Origin of the sequence: Azovibrio restrictus DSM 23866 (assembly GCF_000429665.1) — a bacterium.
Lineage (GTDB): Bacteria > Pseudomonadota > Gammaproteobacteria > Burkholderiales > Rhodocyclaceae > Azovibrio > Azovibrio restrictus.
Map to the genome: position 1 here is coordinate 1 of NZ_AUCH01000018.1, position 19,689 is coordinate 19,689.

Annotated in this window: 23 protein-coding genes; 5 read left to right on the forward strand and 18 right to left on the reverse strand. The window is 63.9% G+C overall.

The features are described from left to right. Positions 1 to 3,927 (forward strand): beta strand repeat-containing protein (locus G474_RS22210; RefSeq protein ID WP_026687643.1); only part of this gene is annotated, 3,927 nt, incomplete at its 5' end. 363 nt (positions 3,928 to 4,290) lie between these two features. Here G474_RS22210 and nifS read toward each other — a convergent pair. The 12 genes from nifS to nifE form a co-directional block, all read right to left on the reverse strand. Further along, positions 4,291 to 5,499: a cysteine desulfurase NifS gene (nifS, locus tag G474_RS0114715; RefSeq protein WP_026687644.1), complete on the reverse strand. Its 1,209-nt coding sequence runs from the start codon at positions 5,497 to 5,499 to the stop codon at positions 4,291 to 4,293. Between the two features lie 34 nt (positions 5,500 to 5,533). After that, positions 5,534 to 6,454 (reverse strand): Fe-S cluster assembly protein NifU, encoded by a 921-nt coding sequence (gene nifU / locus G474_RS0114720; RefSeq protein ID WP_026687645.1) that lies wholly within the window; start codon positions 6,452 to 6,454, stop codon positions 5,534 to 5,536. A 13-nt stretch (positions 6,455 to 6,467) separates the two neighbouring features. Next, positions 6,468 to 6,791 carry a HesB/IscA family protein gene (locus G474_RS0114725; protein WP_026687646.1) on the reverse strand — a complete coding sequence of 108 codons (324 nt, stop codon included), beginning with the start codon at positions 6,789 to 6,791 and terminating at the stop codon, positions 6,468 to 6,470. A 230-nt stretch (positions 6,792 to 7,021) separates the two neighbouring features. Then, positions 7,022 to 7,444 carry a hypothetical protein gene (locus G474_RS0114730; RefSeq protein ID WP_043464657.1) on the reverse strand — a complete coding sequence of 141 codons (423 nt, stop codon included), beginning with the start codon at positions 7,442 to 7,444 and terminating at the stop codon, positions 7,022 to 7,024. A gap of 4 nt (positions 7,445 to 7,448) precedes the next feature. Further along, positions 7,449 to 7,835 (reverse strand): hypothetical protein, encoded by a 387-nt coding sequence (locus G474_RS21005; RefSeq protein WP_051282331.1) that lies wholly within the window; start codon positions 7,833 to 7,835, stop codon positions 7,449 to 7,451. 8 nt (positions 7,836 to 7,843) lie between these two features. Beyond that, entirely contained in the window at positions 7,844 to 8,131 is a 288-nt protein-coding gene (gene fdxB / locus G474_RS0114740) for a ferredoxin III, nif-specific (protein ID WP_026687648.1), read from the reverse strand. A 25-nt stretch (positions 8,132 to 8,156) separates the two neighbouring features. Then, a complete protein-coding gene (locus G474_RS0114745) occupies positions 8,157 to 8,366 on the reverse strand; it encodes a CCE_0567 family metalloprotein (RefSeq protein ID WP_026687649.1) in 210 nt (69 codons plus the stop codon). A gap of 36 nt (positions 8,367 to 8,402) precedes the next feature. Further along, positions 8,403 to 8,870 (reverse strand): NifX-associated nitrogen fixation protein, encoded by a 468-nt coding sequence (locus G474_RS0114750; RefSeq protein WP_026687650.1) that lies wholly within the window; start codon positions 8,868 to 8,870, stop codon positions 8,403 to 8,405. After that, entirely contained in the window at positions 8,860 to 9,336 is a 477-nt protein-coding gene (locus tag G474_RS21010; protein ID WP_043464660.1) for a SoxR reducing system RseC family protein, read from the reverse strand. The genes G474_RS0114750 and G474_RS21010 overlap by 11 nt, the downstream gene beginning before the upstream one ends. Continuing rightward, positions 9,336 to 9,761, reverse strand: a complete 426-nt coding sequence (locus tag G474_RS0114760; RefSeq protein ID WP_051282332.1) for a NifB/NifX family molybdenum-iron cluster-binding protein — start codon at positions 9,759 to 9,761, stop codon at positions 9,336 to 9,338. The genes G474_RS21010 and G474_RS0114760 overlap by 1 nt, the downstream gene beginning before the upstream one ends. 16 nt (positions 9,762 to 9,777) lie before the next feature. Then, entirely contained in the window at positions 9,778 to 11,172 is a 1,395-nt protein-coding gene (gene nifN, locus G474_RS0114765; protein WP_026687652.1) for a nitrogenase iron-molybdenum cofactor biosynthesis protein NifN, read from the reverse strand. A gap of 14 nt (positions 11,173 to 11,186) precedes the next feature. Beyond that, a complete protein-coding gene (nifE, locus tag G474_RS0114770) occupies positions 11,187 to 12,587 on the reverse strand; it encodes a nitrogenase iron-molybdenum cofactor biosynthesis protein NifE (RefSeq protein ID WP_026687653.1) in 1,401 nt (466 codons plus the stop codon). Between the two features lie 166 nt (positions 12,588 to 12,753). Here nifE and G474_RS0114775 point away from each other — a divergent pair, with 166 nt between their 5' ends. The 4 genes from G474_RS0114775 (at position 12,754) to G474_RS23520 (ending at position 16,040) form a co-directional block, all read left to right on the forward strand. Continuing rightward, positions 12,754 to 13,221, forward strand: a complete 468-nt coding sequence (locus tag G474_RS0114775; RefSeq protein ID WP_026687654.1) for a GNAT family N-acetyltransferase — start codon at positions 12,754 to 12,756, stop codon at positions 13,219 to 13,221. 153 nt (positions 13,222 to 13,374) lie between these two features. After that, positions 13,375 to 14,382: a beta propeller repeat protein gene (locus G474_RS22215; RefSeq protein ID WP_051282333.1), complete on the forward strand. Its 1,008-nt coding sequence runs from the start codon at positions 13,375 to 13,377 to the stop codon at positions 14,380 to 14,382. A 486-nt stretch (positions 14,383 to 14,868) separates the two neighbouring features. Then, complete coding sequence (locus G474_RS23515; RefSeq protein ID WP_169729527.1) at positions 14,869 to 15,060, forward strand: hypothetical protein; 192 nt, start codon at positions 14,869 to 14,871, stop codon at positions 15,058 to 15,060. A gap of 89 nt (positions 15,061 to 15,149) precedes the next feature. Next, the gene (locus tag G474_RS23520; protein ID WP_156919283.1) at positions 15,150 to 16,040 is read left to right on the forward strand and encodes a hypothetical protein; all 891 of its coding nucleotides are present in this window, start codon (positions 15,150 to 15,152) and stop codon (positions 16,038 to 16,040) included. 341 nt (positions 16,041 to 16,381) lie between these two features. Here the strand turns inward: G474_RS23520 and G474_RS0114785 are convergent, their stop codons facing one another. Genes G474_RS0114785 through nifT form a run of 6 tightly spaced genes read right to left on the reverse strand, consistent with a single transcriptional unit; the run spans position 16,382 to position 19,672 of the window. Next, a complete protein-coding gene (locus G474_RS0114785; RefSeq protein ID WP_026687655.1) occupies positions 16,382 to 17,350 on the reverse strand; it encodes a hypothetical protein in 969 nt (322 codons plus the stop codon). Further along, positions 17,347 to 18,180 (reverse strand): 4Fe4S-binding leucine-rich repeat protein, encoded by an 834-nt coding sequence (locus G474_RS21020; protein ID WP_051282334.1) that lies wholly within the window; start codon positions 18,178 to 18,180, stop codon positions 17,347 to 17,349. The genes G474_RS0114785 and G474_RS21020 overlap by 4 nt, the downstream gene beginning before the upstream one ends. Then, positions 18,170 to 18,433, reverse strand: coding sequence for a DUF6129 family protein (locus tag G474_RS21025; protein ID WP_156919284.1), 264 nt, complete (start codon positions 18,431 to 18,433; stop codon positions 18,170 to 18,172). The genes G474_RS21020 and G474_RS21025 overlap by 11 nt, the downstream gene beginning before the upstream one ends. Continuing rightward, entirely contained in the window at positions 18,430 to 19,158 is a 729-nt protein-coding gene (locus G474_RS0114800; protein ID WP_026687656.1) for a dinitrogenase iron-molybdenum cofactor biosynthesis protein, read from the reverse strand. The genes G474_RS21025 and G474_RS0114800 overlap by 4 nt, the downstream gene beginning before the upstream one ends. A 57-nt stretch (positions 19,159 to 19,215) precedes the next feature. Continuing rightward, on the reverse strand, positions 19,216 to 19,461 hold the full coding sequence (locus G474_RS0114805; protein WP_425386881.1) for a 4Fe-4S binding protein: 246 nt from the start codon (positions 19,459 to 19,461) through the stop codon (positions 19,216 to 19,218). Continuing rightward, entirely contained in the window at positions 19,445 to 19,672 is a 228-nt protein-coding gene (gene nifT, locus G474_RS0114810; protein ID WP_026687658.1) for a putative nitrogen fixation protein NifT, read from the reverse strand. Before nifT ends, G474_RS0114805 begins: the two co-directional genes overlap by 17 nt. Positions 19,673 to 19,689 lie beyond the last annotated feature (17 nt).

Below are 19,689 nucleotides of genomic sequence, written 5' to 3' on the forward strand. Positions count from 1 at the left end.
ACCTCCGAACCGACCGAACAGTTCAGCCTGACCGTGGGCGGCGTCACTGGCACCGGCACCATCCTGGATGATGACGGCACCCCTGGCATCACCCACGTGGGCGACACCAACCCGGCCATTGACGGGGTCACCGTCAATGAAGGCGACGCAGCGGTCTTTACCGTCAATCTCTCCAACCCCAGCAGCACGGCCACCACCTTCGCCCTGACCTTGAGCGACGGCACTGCCGTCCTGGGCGGCGACTACACGGCCAACCTGAGCTTCACCAACGGCGTCAGCTACGACCCGGCCACCGGCCTGGTGACCGTACCCGCCAACGTGACCAGCTTTACGGTGACGGTGCCGACGGTGGAAGACAGCACTTCCGAGCCGACGGAACAGTTCAGCCTCACCGTAGGCGGCGTCACCGGCACCGGCACCATCCTGGACGATGACGTGGCCGACCTGGGTGAAGTGGCAGCGACTCCGGAGGACACTCCCCTGTCCGGGAATGTGCTGGATAACGCCAGCACCCCGGTGGGCACCCTGGAGGTCACCGGCTTCTCCGTGGCGGGGCTGGCCGGCAGCTACGCTCCGGGTCAGACGGCCACGGTCAATGGCGTCGGCACCTTTACCCTGGACAGCCTGGGCAACTACACCTTCACGCCGCACGAGGATTACGCCGGTCCTGTGCCCACCGTGACCTACACGGTCAGCAACGGTGGCAGCAGTACCGACTCCACCCTGGAGCTTTCGGTGACCCCGGTGGCGGATGTGCCCGACGTGACCCTGGTGCTCGGCACCCCGGTCCCGGTCAGCACCACCATCGACAGCAGCAATGTCGGTCAAGTGGGGCAGGGCTACACGGTGACTGCCTACAACCCCAATGGCAGCCTTGGCACCGTGAGTACGGTCAGTGGTCAGGGCAGTGGCGGCTTGGTGAGCGGCTTCGGTGTCGCGGGGGCGGCTTCCGGCGCCGATGGGGAAGTCGGCTATGCCAACAACAGTGCTGAAAAGCTGGTGGTGAATTTCACCACTCCGGTCACCAGCGCCACCGTGCAGCTGGCCTGGCTCAGCGCCACCGAGCGGGCCAGCTACACCCTCTATGACGCCGGTGGCAACGTGATCGGCTCCGGCCAGGTCCAGGGCGTTACCGACGTGATCGACTCCCCCTTCGTGCTCACCGGCGCCAATGGGGCGGAAATCAGCCGCATCGAGTTCAGCGCGCCCAGATCCGGCGATGACTACCTGGTGCACTCCATCACCTTCAACACGGCGGCCACCTACCCGGTGACCCTTACCGCCACGCCGACGGACATCGACTATTCCGAGTCCGTGCTTTCCGTCACCGTTTCCGTGCCTGCCGGCGCGACCCTCTCTGCGGGTACCGACAACGGCAATGGCACCTGGACCCTGCCCCTGGTGAGCAGCGGCGCCTACACGGTGACAGTGGATCCGGTCACCCAGGCCGTGAGCATCAGCGGCCTCAGCCTGACCGTACCCAACGGGGTGGCGGGAACCATCACGGCGGTGGCCACGGTTCAGGATGGTGTCGATACGGAAGTGGGTTCCGCCTCCGTCACGGTGCTGGGAGACCACACGGTGATCGGCATCGTCCATGTGGGCGGCAGCTCTGCCGGGGTCACCAACGTGACCGTGGATGAAGGGAATGCGGCCGTATTCACGGTGAATCTGAGCGGCAGCAGTCCCACGCCCACCAGCTTTGCCCTGAGCCTGGCGGAAGGAACCGCCACCCAGGGTGAGGACTACAACGCCAACCTGAGCTTTAGCAACGGGGTCACCTACGATGCCGCCACGGGCAAGATCACTGTGCCGGCCGGGGTGAGCAGCTTCACTGTGAGCGTGCCGACCCTGAACGACAGCGTGCCCGAGCCGAGCCAGACCTTCTCCCTCACCGTGGGCGGCATCACCGGCACCGGCACCATCCTGGACAACGACGGCACCATCGTCATCGGTGGCGGCGGCGGTGGCCAGGATAACGGCGACAACACGATCGGCGGCACCAGCGGCAGTGACGTGCTGCTCGGCGACGTGGGCGGCTCCCTGACCACCTCCATGGCCGCCACCAACTACAACATCTCCCTGATCGTGGATGTGTCCGGCAGCATGTCCAATGCTTCCGGTGAGCCCGGGCTGACCCGGATGGCGCTGACCAAGCAGGCCCTGGAGAACTTCGCCGACAAGCTGCTGGATCACGATGGCATCATCAACCTGCAGATGGTGGCTTTCTCCAGCGGCGCCAGCACCACGGTGAACATCAACAACCTGAGCGCCAGCAACATCCAGACGCTGCTGGACGCCATCGACGCCCTGGCGGCCAGCGGCGGCACCAACTACGAGGCCGCCTTCAACCAGGCCGTGGCCTGGTTCAATGCCCAGACCTCGGCCGGGTACAACGCGGCAGCCGACTATGAAAACGTCACCTACTTCCTGACGGACGGAGACCCGACCTTCTATCTGGACGACAGTGGTACCGTCCAGGGACCTGGCAATTCGACCACCTACGCCACCCTGCTGAACTCCGTGGAGGCCTTCGCCCCCCTGAGCGCCGTGAGCACGGTGAACGGCATCGGCATCGGCAGCGGCGTCAACGAAAACTACCTGCGCTTCTTCGACAACAGCGCGGTGACGGGTAATGCCAGCGCCACCTTCTCCGGCACCGAGTCCATCGTCCTGGCCAGCTTCACCGGTACCAGCCCCGGCCAGCTGGGCAGTATCTCCGCCTGGACCACCACGGGCTCCGGCACGGCCACCATCTCCAACAGCCGGCTCAACATCACCGATCCCAACGGTGGTGGCGCCACCGTGGTCACCAGCGCCCCGGTGACGGTGACCGAGGCCCAGAGCCAGTCCTACTTCACCTTCGATTTCGCCACCAGTTCCTGGAACAATGCCGATCGGCTCAACTGGCAGCTCCAGCGTCTGGGCGACAACGGTTGGGAAACCGTGAGCAGTGCCACCCTGAGCTCTGGGGCCACGGATGTGACCACGGCGGCCGTGGGCGCGGGCCAGTACCGCTTCGTGTTCAGCGTGACCGACAATTCCAGCGGTAGCGGCTCGGCCCAGGCCCGGATCACCGACATCCGCCTGGAAGTGCCCAACATCGTCGAAGGGACGGTGGGGGCTCCCGAGATCGTCAATAACGCCAGCCAGTTCGCCGCGGCTCTGGAAGGCAGCTCCACCGGGCTGGAACTGGTGCCGGTCGGCAATGACACGGTCAGCGGCGGTGACGGCAACGACATCATCTTTGGTGACGTGATCAACACCGACAGCCTGCCCTGGGGTGTGGGTGGCAATCCGGCACGGCCTGCCGACCTGCTGGACGGTTCCGGCGTCAGCGCCCTGGAAACCTTCCTGACCCTGCGCAACGGCAGCGCCCCGACGGAACAGGAGCTGTACGACTACATCCGCGCCAACCACGAGCAGTTCAACGTGGCGGGCGACGCCCGGGGAGGCAACGACACCCTGGATGGTGGTGCCGGGGACGACATCCTCTATGGCCAGGGCGGCAATGACCACCTGACCGGCGGGGCTGGCAACGACCTGATGTACGGCGGCCTGGGGGCGGACACCTTCGCCTGGGAGCTGCACGACCAGGGCACGCCCGGCAAGCCGGCGGTGGACACGGTCATGGACTTCGATACGACCAGCAACTCCGACAAGCTGGACCTGCGCGACCTGCTGGTGGGCGAGCAGCACACTGGCAACGATGTGGGCAACCTGATGGACTACCTGCATTTCGAAGTCAATGCCCAGGGCAGCACCGTGGTGCAGATCAGCACCTCCGGCGCCTTCTCCAGCGGCTACAGCGAGACTGCCGTGGATCAGAGCATCATCCTGAACGGGGTGGATCTGGTCAGCGGCGCCGGCGACCAGCAGCAGATCATTCAGGACCTGCTGACCCGGGGCAAGCTCGTGGCCGACTAAGGCCCGTCAGGCGCCTGCCAGGCCCAGAGCCCCCGGGAAACCGGGGGCTTTTTTTCAACCTTAAAACCTCAGTTAAACCACAGAGGCACAGAGACGCCGAGGAAAAACAAAGACTTGTCCTGGAAGGCCAGGTCACTTTCTAGGTGAGCGCAGAAGATAATGCAAGCCATTGTTTTTTTGAACTTCTCTGTGTCTTTGTGTCTTTGTGTCTCTGTGGTGAGGTTTTTAGGTTCGATCTGTGTTTTCCTGCCGCGTCGCCAGCCCCCTGCCCCGGGCTCGGCAGACCCGAAACAAAAAAAATCCCCGGGGCGTCTTGCGACGGCCGCCGGGGGAGGAGAGGACTGCTGCTGAAAACTGGCTGGGTCAGGCGTAGGCCGGGGCGAAAGCCTGTTCCGGGTTGGTGAGGGGGCCCTTTTCGGTCCAGTAGGGGGAGAGCTTGCGCAGCTGGGCGATGATGGGGGGCACGGCCTCGATCACCCGGTCCACTTCCGCCTCGGTGGTGTAGCGGGACAGGGAGAAGCGGATGGTGCCGTGGGCTGCCGTGTAGGGGATGCCCATGGCGCGCATGACGTGGGAGGGCTCCAGGGAGCCGGAAGTGCAGGCGGAGCCGGAGCTGCAGGCGATGCCCACCTTGTTCAGGAGCAGCAGGATGGCTTCCCCTTCCACGTACTCGAAGGCGATGTTGCTGGTGTTGGGCAGGCGGTTGCTCACGTCGCCGGTGGCGAAGGCGTGGGTGACCTGGGCCAGGATGCCCTGCTCCAGCTTGTCGCGCAGGCGCTTCACCTCGGTGTTTTCATGGCCCATGTGTTCCAGGGCCAGCTCGGCGGCCTTGCCCAGGGCGACGATGGCCGGGGCGTTCTCGGTGCCGGCCCGGCGACCCCGCTCCTGGTGGCCGCCGCGCAGCAGGGGCCTAAAACGGCAGCCGCGGCGCAGGTAGAGGACGCCGATGCCCTTGGGGGCGTGCAGCTTGTGGCCGGAGAGGGAGAGCATGTCGATCTTGCTCTGCTTCAGGTTCATGGGGATCTTGCCCACGGCCTGCACCGCGTCCGTATGGAACATGATGCCCTTGGCGGCAGCCAGTTCCGCCATTTCTTCCACCGGGAACAGGGTGCCGGTCTCGTTGTTGGCCCACATCACCGAGACGATGGCCACCCGGTCGTTCAACAGGGCCTTGTATTCGTCCAGGTCCAGGCGGCCCTTCTTGTCCACCTTCAGCTTGTGCACGATGTAGCCTTCCTTCTCCAGCCAGTCGCACAGGGTCAGGATGGCCGGGTGCTCGACCACGGTGGTGATCACCGTGTTGCGCTCCGGCTGGGCCTTGAGGGCGGAGAGGATGGCGGTGGAGTCGGATTCGGTGCCGCAGGAGGTGAAGATGATCTCCGAATCATGCTCGGCCCCCAGCAGGGTCTGGAGCTGCTGCCGGGCCTGCTTCAGGGCCTTGCCCACCTGGCTGCCGAAGGCATGGATGGAGGAGGGGTTGCCGAAATGCTCGGTGAAGAAGGGAAGCATGGCTTCCACCGTGGCGGGGTCCACCCGGGTGGTGGCATTGTTGTCCAGATAGATGGGTTCCATGGCGATTCCTGTTCGGTCGGGGTTGGGGTGGGGCTCAGGCCTCTGTAGGCATGTAGGACACGGGCAGGACCTGCACCAGCTCACCCAGGGTTTCGATCATCTTCTGCTGGATGCCGCCCAGGGTGGCCGCTTCCATCATGCAACCGGAGCAGGCGCCCTTGAGGCTCACGTAGATGTGCTTGCCCTGGACTTCCACCAGCTCCACGTCCCCGTGGTCCCGCTGCAGCATGGGGCGCACGGATTCCAGCACTTCCTCGATCTTCTTGATCCGCTGCACGCTGGTGAGCTTGATGGGGGCGGTGGGGGCCGGGGCGACCGGCGCTGCCGCAGCCTTGGGGGCGGGTTCGATCTGCACCAGGGGGGGCGACACTTCGCCGGGACCGGCCCGCTCGGCCTTGACCTTGGCCAGGATTTCCTCGATGCCTTCATGACAGGCCGCGCAGCCGCCGCCGGCCTTGGTGTAGAAGGTGACTTCTTCCACCGTGTGCAGGTTGTTGGCCTTGACCACGTCCTCGATCATGACCGCGTCGATGGCGAAGCACTTGCAGATCAGGGCGCCTTCCTCGTGGTCGTCGGACCAGACCTCGCCCCGGTAGTTGGCCACGGCGGCCTGCAGGGCTTCACGGCCCATCACCGAGCAGTGCATCTTCTCGGGGGGCAGACCGTCGAGGAAGTCGGCGATGTCCTGGTTGGACACCTTGAGGGCCTCATCCAGGGTCTTGCCCTTGATCATCTCGGTCAGGGCCGAGGAGGAGGCGATGGCGGAGCCGCAGCCGAAGGTCTGGAAGTGCGCATCCTCGATCACCTCGGTTTCCGGGTTGACCTTGAGCATCAGCCGCAGGGCGTCGCCGCACTGGATGGAACCCACGTCGCCGATACCGTTGGCCTCTTCCAGGGGGCCGGAATTGCGGGGGTTGAAGAAGTGTTCACGAACCTTGTCAGAATATTCCCACATGACTTGAGTCTCCTTAGACCGAGAAAGATTGGCCACAGGAACACTGGGCGCTGGCGTTGGGGTTGTCGAACTTGAAACCGGTATGGGTGAGGCTGTCGATGAAATCGATATGGACGTTGTCGATCATCGGGTGGGTGAAGGGATCCACGAGGATCTTGATGCCTTCCACCTCGATTTCCCAATCGTCCTCGGCCTTTTCCGCCTCCAGGCGCATGCCGTACTGGAAGCCGGAGCAACCGCCGCCGGAAATCATCAGGCGCAGCCCGGCCACAGGGGTTTCGGAGCCGCGAATGAAGCGCTGGATGGCTTTCACGGCATTCGGGGTCAGGTTGATCATTTTTATTTCTCCGGTGTCAGGGGGGTACGCCTATTCAGCAAGTGCCGTGCCAAGAAATAAATTTCTTGTAAAACAGTGGTTTGAATGTTTGTGGCGGGGGGCTTGTCGTTTTTCTGACAGCGCCCGTGAGCTGGACTGGTGCCCATGCCCCTGATGGGTGCATGGTTTCTCGGAGGGCAAGCGGGGAAAGCGAGGGGGAATGGAAGGGCCGGAGTCCGGCCCTGGCGGGCTCAGCCCAGGACGTGCTCGTAGGCCCGCCGCATCAGCTCCAGCTCCACCTGGGGCAGGCCCCGGGCTTCGGTGATGGTGATGAAGCGGCCGTCCCGGGTCTCGGCGGCGGCAAAGGGCGGGTCTATGGTGGTGAAGTAAGCCAGCAGCACCGGAATGTCGCCTTCCGGACTGGCCACCCAGGCGGAGAACTCGGCGGCCCCTTCGATGCTGCCCGGGGGCAGCCCCAGGTAGGCTTCGGCTTCCAGCAGGAAGCCGGCGGGCAGCACGTGGGTTTCCGGGTGGCTGTCCGGCGGCTGCAGCCGGGCCCCTTCGGGCAGGGGGGTGAGCAGCAGCATGCCGGCCGGCAGGCGCAGATAGCGCAGGCGGCCGCTGGTCTTCTGTTTGTGCAGCAGCAGCATGCGGGGCGTGGGCAGGGCGCTCATGGCTTCAGTCCGGCAGGGCCAGCAGCACTGGCTCGCTCTTGAGTTTGTCGGTGGTGCCCCAGACGTGGATGGCCTCGATGAACTGGCCGGCCAGGGTGGGATGGGGCGCGAGAATCTGGTATTCGGCGAAGACCCGCTGGTCGGGAAAACAGGTGATGGTGCCGTACCGGGCGCCATCCTTCCAGGTGCCCACCAGGCTCTGCTCGCCGGAATAGGGGTCGGTCTGCAGGGCGAAGCTGGCTTCGGACCAGTCGGGCCGGGCACCCAGGTCCACGCCCAGGCGGCTGGCCGCCTGGCGTAGATGGGCGCAGACGGCTGCCCCCAGGGGGGCGAGGGCCGTCCGCCGGGAATCCAGCTCCAGGGGTGCCGGTTCCCGGGCGGCGGCGCTCATGGCAGGGCTCAGGCCAGGGCCGGAGAAGGTGCGTAGGTGTAGCACTTCTTGGGGCAGACCCGGTTGCAGGCGCCGCAGCCGATGCAGTCCTTGGCGTTCTTCAAGGTCATGACGGAGGCGTTGTTGTCATCGCCGTCGTCCAGTTCGTCCAGATCCTTTTCGATCAGGTCGAGGACGTCCCGGGGGCAGACCTTGTAGCAGCGGCCGCAGCCGATGCAGGTTTCCTGGTTGATCTCGGTGACGAACTCGGGGATCCAGACGGCGCCACCCAGGGTCAGGCCGGTGATGTTGGACATGTGAAGCTCCTTTCTCTCGATGCAGTTAAGATTTTTGCGCTGCTTTCAGCTGGGCGTTGGCATCTGCCCAGGCCTTGCAAGCGTCAAAGGTGGATTGGGCAATGCCCGGGATTTCCTGGTAGGCGGCCGGCAAGCGGTCTTCTACCAGGTCATGAAGCTGGCCGGCCCACTCCGACGCGACGCGTTTGAGTTTCTTGACTTCCTGGTCCAATGCCTTGAGTTCTTCTTCTGTCATGGTGTGCTCCCTGATAAACCGGAGGTGTGCGGCCGCTTAGAGGCCGGCGACCTCCGGATACATGCCGACCCGCTCCAGGGCCACGCCCAGGAGCTTGTCCGCCTCGTCCTTCATCTTGGAGAGGCTGGGGAAACCGAAGCGATGCACGTCGCGCAGGGTCTTGTCGATGACCACCAGCTTGCCGACGGTGATCAGGGCCCGGCCGAAACCTTCGTGGGTGAGATGCACCAGGGGCACGGCCATCAGCTTGCATTCCTTCTCGATGAGCACCGAGATGGCGTTGTAGAGGGCCTTGACCCGGGCCAGGGTCTCTTCATCGGGGTCGCCCACCAGGGGAATCTCGGCCTTCTTTTCCTTGGTCATGATGAAGGGGTCGAGAATCTGCTCCACGGAGCAGCCGTTGTAGACCCCGTAGGTGTCCAGGGCGCGCATCTGGCGGGCCATTTCCTTGATGAAATCGGTGTCGAGAATCGGATCGCGTTCGGTGACGGCTTCAGCGCTCATGGTGGGGCTCCGTGTAAGAAAGGGGGACGATGGAAATGCTGCGGGTGGACAGGGGTTCGATGCGGGGCACCGGCATCAGGCCGGGGCGCAGGGCGGACAGCAGCCGCACCAGGACCAGGGCGAGGAGAAAACCGGCCAGGGCGCCCAGGGCCGTGCCCCCGTCGCTGCCGCTCAGGCTCAGGCCCAGGCCGGCGCCCAGCACCAGGGCAAAGGCGGGCAGCAGGTAGCCCAGGGCAGCCATCAGGGGCAGGCCGGTGGCGGGGGGCGCGAGGCTGACCCGCTCGCCGACCCTCAACCCCGGGGGGGCGTCCAGTTCCAGGCGGGTGACCCGGCCGGAGGCCATGCGCCCGACGCTGCAGCTGCTGCCGTGGCCGCAGCCATTGCAGCCGCCGGTATCCACCCGCACCGTGGCCTTGCCGTCGTGCAGGGCGAGGATGGTGCCCTGAGGAATTTCGTGGTCCTGCATCAGCCGTCCCAGCCTTCCGCTTCCATGGCCGCGAACCGGTCCGGGCCGCTGGCCTTGGCCTGGGCCGCCAGGGCCCGGTCGATCCAGGGCACGCCGCCTTCCACCATGGCCGTGCTCACTTCCTTGAGCAGGTCCTCGATGGCATCCACCTCGCTGACCCGGATCGGTTGCACCCCCTTGGCCAGCAGCTGCTTGATGGCGGAAGCGCCGATGGCATGGACGAATACCGCGTCGCAGCCGGCCAGGAAATCCACCTTGGCCTGGAGCTTGTTCTCGTTGCCGTCCATGGCTTCCTCGGGGAATTCCCCGAAGCCATGGACGCTGGCCCCCTGGGGGCTGACCTGGTAGATGACGAAGGCGGTGGCGGCACCGAAGTGCTGGTTGACCCGGACCCGGTCATCGGAGGCGAAGGCGAGCTTGAGCATGACGGGGGGCTCCGTTTCAGTGGACCAGACCAGGCGCAGCCGCCGTCCCGGTTTCGTGGGCTCTGGGGCTGTCCTGCCAGTACAGGGATCGATAGGGTCGGGTGTCATGGTGCTGGGCCTGCAGGAGGTTGGCGAGGTCGAACAGGGCTTGCCGGGAACCCCGGTAGCCCACCCAGGCGCGGGCGTAGCCGCCCACCAGATCGTATTGGGGGAAACCCACGCGCAGCAGCGGCAGCCCCAGGCGGCGGGCGCTCTCGGCCCCGTGGGAGTTGGTCAGCATGAGCTGGGCCCCGTGGCGCTGGGCCTGGTGTTCCAGGTCCTCCAGGTCGCCGATGGTGATGCTGCCGATGGGCAGCTCCGCCAGGGTTTCCGCCCGTACCGGGGAGACGGCGGCGACGATCTGGGCCCCCATGCCCAGGGCGAAGTTGCCCAGCATCACCAGCAGGTCCGGGTCGGCGGCAATGGCCAGTCGGGCAAAGCCGAGCATGAAGTGGGAATCCACCATGGCATCCTGGAGCTGGTCCCGGTGCCGTTCCACCTTCTCAGGCACGGGCTTGCCGGAAATCTCCGCCAGGGCCTGGGTGAAGGCATCGCAGGCAGCCAGGCCCATGAGCCCGTTGAAGCGGTAGTCGGGCACGCCGGTGCGGGCCTGGAGCTTGTCGGCCGCCTTGTCCAGGGAACGGCCGATCACCAGGGTGGCTGCGGATTCCCCCATGCTGGCAATCTCGCTCCTGGGGGTGCCGCCGATGGTGAGGGCGGAGAACTCGGCCTCCACCAGGTGGCCGTCCAGGGAATCGGCGATGTCGGGCAGCACCACCGGGCGCAGGCCGAAGGCCTCCACCCATTCCTTGATGGCCTCCACGTCCCCCGGGGTGAGCATGCTGGAGGCGAGCACATTCACCTGCTTGGGACGGCGGCCGGCGACGCGGCCTTCCGGCACCATCACCTCGATCAGGGATTCCAGGGCCAGGGCGAAACCGGTTTCCAGGCAGCCCAGGAAATCAGGGGTATTCACCGGCACCACCGTCACCTGGTCGAACTCCGGGTGCGCGGCGCGGAACTCCTTGATGGCCCGGTGGATGTCGGTGCCCTGGGTTTCCGAGAGGCCGGTGGTCACCAGGCCGATGACCTCGGGCTTGCTCTTTTCCGAGAGGGTGGCGAGGGCTTCGACGATGTTCTCGTCGGCGCCCATGATGGAGGAGACCTGGTCCATGGCCGTGGTCTGGAGCGGAATCGGCTCCCGGAAGTGGCGCACGAAGAACACCTTGCCGAAGGCGGTGCAGCCCTGGGAGCCATGCATCAGGGGCATGGCCTTGTCCAGGCCCAGGAACACCAGGGAAGCCCCCAGGGGCTGGCTGGACTTGAGGGGATTCACCGCCAGGGGCTTCACCGTTTTGATGATTTCAGCCATGACCTTGCTCCTGTTTACGCAGCCAGCACGGTGCCGGTGGCGTTCTGTCTGGCCCAGGGGGCCGGGGTGCGCACGGCCTGCCAGACCGGGCTCTCGATGGACAGGGCCAGCTGCCGGGCCAGTTCTTCCATGCCCTCGTAGCCGGCGTAGCCGAATTCCCGCTCCTGGTTGATGTCCAGGAAGGGGATGCGGGCCTTCAGGGCCGTGTACAGGTTGCGGCCCCCGGCGATCAGGATGTCGGCCCGGTATTCCTTGTAGGTGGAGAGCAGGGCCTTGGGGCTGCCGTCGTCGATCATCTTGGCGTCCTCCCCCATCAGCTCGCGGATGCGGGCCTTGTCCTCCTCGGTGGACTTCTTGGTGCCGGTGGCCACCACGGTCATGCCCAGATCCTGGAGGGCCGAGACGATGGACCAGGATTTCACCCCGCCCGTGTACAGCAGCACCCGCTTGCCCTTGAGGCGTTCGCGCCAGGGCTGCAGGGCGGCATCGGCCTTGGCTTCTTCCCGGGCGATGACTGCCTCGGTGCGGGCCATCAGGTCCGGGTCGCCGATCATGCGGGCGAAGTCCCGCAGGGCCTGGGAGGTGTCCTTGACCCCGTAGAAGCTGCCTTCGAAGAAGGGAATGCCAAACTGCTCCTGCATCTTGCGGGCCACGTTCAGGAGCGCCTTGGCGCACACCACCATGGTCACCCGGGCCCGGTGCATGGTCTGCACCTCGTGGAAACGGGCGTCGCCGGACAGGGTGCCGAGAATGCGCAGGCCCAGCTCGTCGAACAGGGGCGCCACCTTCCAAAATTCCCCGGCGATGTTGTACTCGCCGATCAGATTCACGTCGTAGGTGGGAATGCCGGCCGGGTGGGGCCGGGCCGGGCGGGGCTCGGCGGTGCCGATCACGTACTTGAACATGGCTTCGCCGGCCAGGCGGTTGCCCAGGTTCTTGGTGCCGTAGAAACCGGCCGCATCCACCGGGATCACCGGCACGCCCCAGCGTTCGGCAGCGGCCTTGCACACGGCCTCCATGTCGTCACCCACCAGGGCGGTGACGCAGGTGGCGTAGACGAACACGGCCGCCGGCTTGTAGTTCTCCACCGCCTGCTTGATGGCATGGAACAGGCGCTTTTCGGCCCGGCCCATGACCACGTCGGTTTCCGACAGGTCGGTGGTCATCCCGACCCGGAACAGGGAGGGGCCGGAGGAGCGGGTGCCCCGGTTGTCCCAGGAATTGCCCGAACAGGCGATGGGACCATGGACGATGTGGGCCACGTCGGCGATGGGCAGGAGGGCGATCTGGGCTCCGTCGAAGGAGCAGCCGCCAGCGGTGGCGCCGGGTTTGGGCCGGGCACAACCGGACTTCTCCTTGGTGTTGTGGCTGCAGGCGGGCTCGTCGAGCAGGGCCTGGATTTCGCTGGCTTTCATGGGCATCTCCAGTGGTTCGCTCTAGCTCTAGCAAGAGCGGTGCCACTAAATAAACCAATGATTCATAAGCGATTGTCGGCTTGTTGTCGCTGTCGCAAAGGCGACAATCCCCCGGCGGGGAGCAGCTTTGGGACATAATCCCCGCCACCTTTTTTGGAGAAAACCCATGTCCGACCTTGCCCAGGAATTCCAGGTCAGCCCCGCCAGCAACGCCGACCTGCCCGCCATGGTGGCCCTGCTTGGCGCCCTGTTCGCCCAGGAACACGACTTCCGGCCCCAGCCGGAAAAACAGCAGCGGGGCCTGCAGATGCTGCTCGACAACCCGGCTGCCGGGCGCCTGTTCGTACTGCGTCAGGGGGGGGAAGTGCGGGGCATGGTGAACCTGCTGCTCACCGTGAGTACCGCCGAAGGGGCGCCCGTGGGCATACTCGAAGACCTGATCATCCAGGCCGACTACCGGGGCCGCGGCCTGGCCCGGCTGCTGGTGACGGAGGTCCTGGCCTGGGCCCGCCGCGAGGGCCTGGCCCGGGTCACCCTGCTCACCGACCACGACAACCTGCGCGCCCAGCATTTCTACGCCAGCTTCGGCTTCGCCCCCTCGGCAATGCGGGTCATGCGCCTGGGGCTGCAGTAGGGCTTTGCCCCAGGCAGGCCCCGAGGGCAGCGGCCGCACCGGCCCGCGGGACTCGTGAGCGGTGGCGGGTTGCCGGAAATGCCATTCGGGTGACAATTGCGGCCGGGGCCGCCACAATCCCCCTTGGTCTCAAAACACTGTGCGGGTAATGGCGTGGACAAGCTGTCGTTTGATGAGTATTTCCGGAATTTTCATTTCGTGGATTGCGCTGTGCGCAGCCGCTCGATCATCTATCTCCTGGGGCGCCAGGAGTACGAGCTGGAGGAGGGGGACAGCGATCCGGACGAATCAGAAGTGGTCAAAAGGCTCACGAATCTGATTCTGGACTGGCCTGAGGAGAAGCGGTACGGATATGCCGACCTGACGGGCTTTCGGATTATCAATATCGAGGTTTCAGAAGTGCCGAAGCCCCATGCCGTTGCGGTGGATTACAAAGCTCAGGTGTATGCAAGGGGTAGCGGCTACGATCAGGTGGAAACCCAGGTCCCGTTCGATGACGAAACCGGCCCGCAACGAGGTGGCATAGGGAAATTACGCCGCATAGATGGCTATGTTTATGGTGTAGGCGGTCGGCGCAGTGTGTGCCGGCGTGAAGGTCCAAATCACTGGGTTCCCCTGTGGGACAAGAGCCTGCCGCTCCCCAAGGTCAAGCGCAAGGTCGATGAAAACGACTATGGCTTTGACGACATTCACGGGTTTTCTGCCAACGACCTCTATGCCGTGGGGGGTGAAGGCGATGTCTGGCACTACGACGGAAAGCGCTGGAAGCAGATCCCCTTTCCCAGCCACATGGATCTATACAACGTCTGCTGCGGAGGCGATGGACAGGTTTATATCGGCGGGCGGAGTGGCGCGGTATTCCGAGGCCGGGAGAATCGCTGGGAAAAAATCCACGATGGCGGCTTGAGTCTGCGCCTGGAAGATATGGAGTGGTATCAGGACCGGGTCTGGTGCACCAACGACTATGGGGTGTGGACCATCAAGGATGGCAAGTTCGAGGACGCAGGGCTGCCCCTGGCGATAGGCAATTGCGCGGGCCATCTGGCCGTAGGCGACGGGGTGATGGTGCTGGCCGGCATGTATGGAGCGGCCATGTACGACGGTCAGGAATGGCAGATGCTGGTGGACCTCATCGAGTTGTACCGGCGTTATGGGAAATGAAGCGGTGGTTCCAGGGGAAATGCTGGAAGAATGCTGCTCCAGAGCCGGGGTTTATTTGCGCTTATGGCGAACAGGGTGAATGGCGGGAATGGCCAGAATATATCTTTACTCGGTTTGCCCCCGCTGTGAGCAGGATTATTTGGCTTTTGCTATCTGCAGAAAGACGGGAAGGGTTTTTGTCTGTTGTGGCGAATGCGAGGCATCCTGGTGGTCCCTGGAAGAGGTAGGGGATGGAGAGAAGATGTTCGTTGATTTTTCTCCTCATTTGGTGGATGCCAGCTATGAAGAAATAGTGCAGGCCGGATTGGGCGGCTGTATATCCGGGTTTGTTGATGTGTGAATACGTGTTTTGCATGGGGTAACCGGATTTTTTTGGGGAGGGGTAAGTGTGACCTCTGTGATTGGTAGGCGGTATGCGAGGTAGTGGTGTCAGGCTAATTGTGCGATGCGTGGAGATGATTGGTGGGGCAAAAAATGAGTGTTCATGTGGATCTGGCTGAAATCCAAGGCGCAGTAAATGTGGCGGATAAGCTGAAAATATTGAATGCAACGCTTGATAAGTCGTGGCGAAGCCAGACTTTAATCACGATCGATAATGCTGCTGCAGGTGAATTGATTGAGACGACAGCTATCAAGCGGCACTGGGTTTTTGCTTTAGCTGGAGAACGTGAAAAGTGAGCCTGGCCCTTTTTGTTCCATGTTGAATATTTTTCTGAGGCACAATGCAGTGTATTAAGGATAAATCTTATCAGTTGGGGAATGTGTCTGTGTTTAAGTTAATTAAAAACTGCGTGGTGGTGGTCAGCGCTGTTTCTGTGTGGGGATTGTCATTTTCTGCAATGTCAGCTTCCACGAACGACGCCGAAAAAATAATAGATGCTTGTCGAGCGATCAAGAACCCTACGAAACGGATTGAATGCTTGGAATCAGCCACTCGGCTGGCTGCAAAGGCGCCAATGCAGGTCAGTCCGCACTCCCCCCCTGAGAAATCCCTTGAAGGGACAGCGCGAGAACGCACACAAGAGATAAAGACCCGCTGGGGAGGAGCATCCCGTGCTGCAACTGCGATAAAAAGTGCAATCGACGTCGGAATTACGTTTCAGCAGTATCTTTCATATATACAACAGTTGGCAACAGAGGTCTCTATCGCCAAGTCCAAAATTAAGTACCCTCACGAAAATGAAGCCGCCGATCTTTATCAGAAAGCCATTGAGGCCTATACCGACGTAGCCACTTTCTGGGAAGCGCACATAAAGTTCTTCGCTGGTAGGGGTAATGACATTGCTTACTCAGGAGGATTGCCGTTGGAGTTGACAGGCATGAGTTGGTACGCTAACCGTTACAATGTCCCGACCCAAAAAGCTGATATCTGGGGACTGAATCGTGGCATACCGCTTATGGTAGGCTTGTCAAGTGTCTGGGACGTTGCGAAGGCCAGGGTATCAGCGGCCGAATCACTCCTCGAAAATCAACCACAAGTCCTTCAGCCTACTGAGGCTACCAAATATGATACACCTAGATACAATACAAAAAATGTTGGCGCCGGAAATGCCAATGGGGTTCCATGGTTAATTGATGACTCTGAAGGTGAGTTAAGCCCATGTGATTCTTTTAATTCTACTAAATGGTTTGGTTGCAAGGATTTAAAAAAATATTAGGTGCTGTCAGGGGGAGGCGGTAGAGGTTTGGCTTTTACGGGACTCCATCGATGAAACTTCCAGGGTGGTCAGCCAAGAACACTCAATGAAGAGCGAATCATCGGGGACGCGATTTTCCACCCTAAAATCCAGCCTCTTCCCGCAGGCCTCCGGCCTCGGAGCATAAAGCCAATACCCCCTATCCCGATCAAACGATTCAACCTGAAAGCCTCCTGCCGCGTCACGGATAAATTCTTGAAAACAATCGCTTGTGAATTTGGGGGCATCTTGAGCGTGCCCCCATCCAGGTCTTGTTTTTCTCTGGGGCTCTGTGTCTCTGTGGTTCAACCACGGTTTCAGATTTACACCGTGTAGGGACGGTGCAGCCAGTTGCGCACCACTTCCACGTCCCGCTGGGGCAGGTAGGCGAAGCCGGCCAGGGCGTCTTCCACCACGGTCTGGGCGACCCAGTGGGGCACGGCCTTGGTGGTGAGCATGTGGAAGAACCAGGCCAGGGGGTAGCCGACTTCCCGGTCGAAGGCTTGCAGGGCGGCCTGGAGCTTCAGCTCGTTGGTGCCCTGGCTCACGTCGAAGGCGGGGGGCTTGCCGGAGAGGATGGCGATGGGCTGGGCCCGATACTGGGTCTGCTGGTAGCGGTCCAGGTATTCGCGCAGGGCGATGACCCAGTGGTTGTTGAGCGCCGTGGTGTGGCCGGCGCTGCTGTGGTTCCAGTCGTTAAGGAGGCGCTGGATCGGGGGCGGCTCGGGGCTCTGGGCGGCCATGCGCTGCAGGGTGGCGCCCACGTGCAGGAGGCGGCGGAAGCGGTACACGGGCAGGCCCAGGGGGTGGGGTCGGGGCGGCAGGGCGGCCGGGTCCACCAGTTCGTTGAGGCTGGAGGGGTCCCCTTCGCCCAGGCGGTGGCTGCGTACTTCCTGGAGTTCCTCGATTTCCAGTTGCAGGAAATCCGCCGGGTTTTCGCCGGCCGGGGCTACCAGGTAGTGGGTGCTGCCCACCAGGCGGGTGGCGTACAGGGGCGTGGCTTCCAGATCGTCGAGGAGCTGGCCCAGGTCCCCGTCGCGGGCTTCCAGGGCGGTTTCGGCCCAGGTTTCCAGGTTGTCGGCCACCCCTTGCCCGGCGGCATCGACGACGCCGCCCAGGCGGTACCAGCCGCCCCGGTTGAAGCGGTGCCGGAACTGCCATTCGGGCAGTTCCTGGTCCAGTTGCTTGACCAGGGCGGCAGGACCGCCGGAGACCGGGGTGCGGCTGCAGCATTCCTGAATGCTGGGGGCGAGATTCTTGCAGTATTCCTGCCAGGCCAGGGTGTCCTTCATGATCCGTCCTTGGATGTGGATTGGGTCGAATGGGGGGAGGGTATTGCGTGGGGAGGCATCCCGCCGCTGTTGGGGCCGGGGTCCTGGAGCCGGTGCCGGACGGCTTCCCGGACTTCGGCTTCCGGGTCGTTCAGCAGGGGCGCCAGGGTTTCCGGCGGGGCATTGTGCACGGCGGCCAGCCGTACCCACCATTCCGGGTCCTGGAGCAGGTCGGCGGCGGTTTCGGGCAGGCCCCGGGCGGCGACGATGGCGCGGATTTCGGCTTCGGCGTCGTCGGCCAGGGTGTACAGGGCGAAGGGGGGCAGACGCTGGGCCACGGCCTTGCGCACTTCCCGTTCCGGGTCCCGGGCCAGGCGGGCCAGCTGGCCGTGGGGCAGGCGTCGGGCCAGGGTGACGCGGATCAGGTAGTCGGGGTCCTTGAGCAGGGCGCCCAGGTCGGTGGCAGGCAGGCGGGCGGCGACGGAGAGGCGCACTTCCCGGTCCGGGTCGCGCACCATGCCGAGCAGTTGCTCCACGGGAATCCGCTCGGCCACCACCCGGCGCACCACTTCGTCCGGGTCATGCATCAGGGCGCCGATGCGTTCCACCGGGGCGTAGCGGGCGGCGATGGCGCGCCGTTCCCAGAACAGGTCGCCCAGGTAGTGTTCGGCCTCGTCCCGGTGCAGCCGCAGGAAGCGGTCGATCTGCCGGCCGCTGTGGGCGCGGATGCAGGTGTCCCCCGGGCGGCAGCCGCCCCGGGGCAGGAGCCCGGCGGCGTGGATGCAGCCGTCGCAGAGCCCGGTGGCCAGGGCCTCCGGAGCGGGGACGGCGCGGCTGTCTTCAGCAGCCATCGGCCCGGGCCGCGACGACAACGCCGGTGGCCGAGGCGAAATCGCTGGTGAATTCCAGGCAGTGGCCACTGGCGTTGGTAAACAGGAAGAAGTAGTGGCCGGGGGTTTCCAGGACGGGATTGAGCCGGGCCGGCACGTCATCCTCGCCGCATTCGGTGAACATCACCCCGGGAAACTGTTCCCGCAGCTGGAAGGCGGTCTTGCCCGGGGCGGCCGCTGCCACGGCCTGGAGGGTTTCCTGGGTGATCATCATGCCTCCTCGTCGGCCAGGTCTTCCTCGTACTTGGCCAGGGAAGCGGCCGGGACGCCCATGATGCGGGCCAGCCAGGGGGGCGGGGTACGCAGGTGTTCCTGGAGCTTGGCCAGGACTTCCCGGGCCGGACCGCCCTTGGGGACCTTGATGGGATGCACCCCGGCGCGCACCACCTTGGCAGCGGCGGGACCGCCGATGGATTGCAGGTAGAGGATCTGGCAGTCCTTGATCAGGGCGGCCCGAGCGGCGTTCTTGTCCTCTTCCTGGTCGGCTTCCAGGGCGCCGCGCACTTCCACCAGTTTCATGGCGGTGGGGGAGACCTGGTAGATCAGGAAGCGCTCGCAGGAGCCGAAGTGGCCGTCCAGGTTCTCGCCCCGGTTGGCGGCGATAGCGACGCGGATGGACTGGGGCATTTCCCCTTCGCTGTAGCTTTCCACCGGGGGCAGATCGCTGCCTTCCACCCCTTCGCCCTTGAAGAGCTTGATGACGGCCTTCAGTTCTTCCATCTCCACGCCGACCACGCAACCGGCTTCGGCATGGCTGCCGGCCAGGATTTCGCGCAGGTCCTCGACGGTGATGCAGGCCAGCTTGGTCTCGGTCAGGGGCAGGTCGTAACGGTCGGCCAGGGCGCCCACAAAGGCTTTTACATCCAGGCCATTCAGGGTGCGGGCCGCGTGGGCAATACGCAGGGCGGCTTCGCGGGAGGCAATGGGAGTCTCGGACATGGGACGCTCCTGGTGAGAGTTGGGGGAGCCGGAAGGACAGCCCTTCCGGCTCATGCCTCAGGCGTAGGCGATGCAGCCTGCGGGGCAGACGTCCATGCACTTGGGCGAATCGGCATGGCCGTCGCATTCGGTGCACAGGTCGGCATTGACCTTGAAGGTCATCTTGCCTTCGCTGATGGCCTTGGTCGGGCAGACCGGGGCGCAATCACCGCACATGGTGCATTCATCGGGATTGATCTTCATTGCCATGATGCAACTCCTTGTTTTCCGTTGTTGCTCGTGTTTTTTAGTCTTCCGCCGCACCCAGGCGTTTGGCGCGCACCGAGATCGGCAGGCGGGCCGGCTTGGGTATGGGGTCCACGTAGTAGCTGCCGCCGTTTTCCAGCTTCAGTTCGCCGCCCCATTTTTCCGGAGTGTCGAATTCGATGGACTGGATGTCGGCTTCCAGGTCCCGCTTGGGCAGGTAGAACACCAGGCCACCGGCGGCGTTCTGGCGAATCATGATGTTGGCCATGTGGCTTCTCCTGTCGT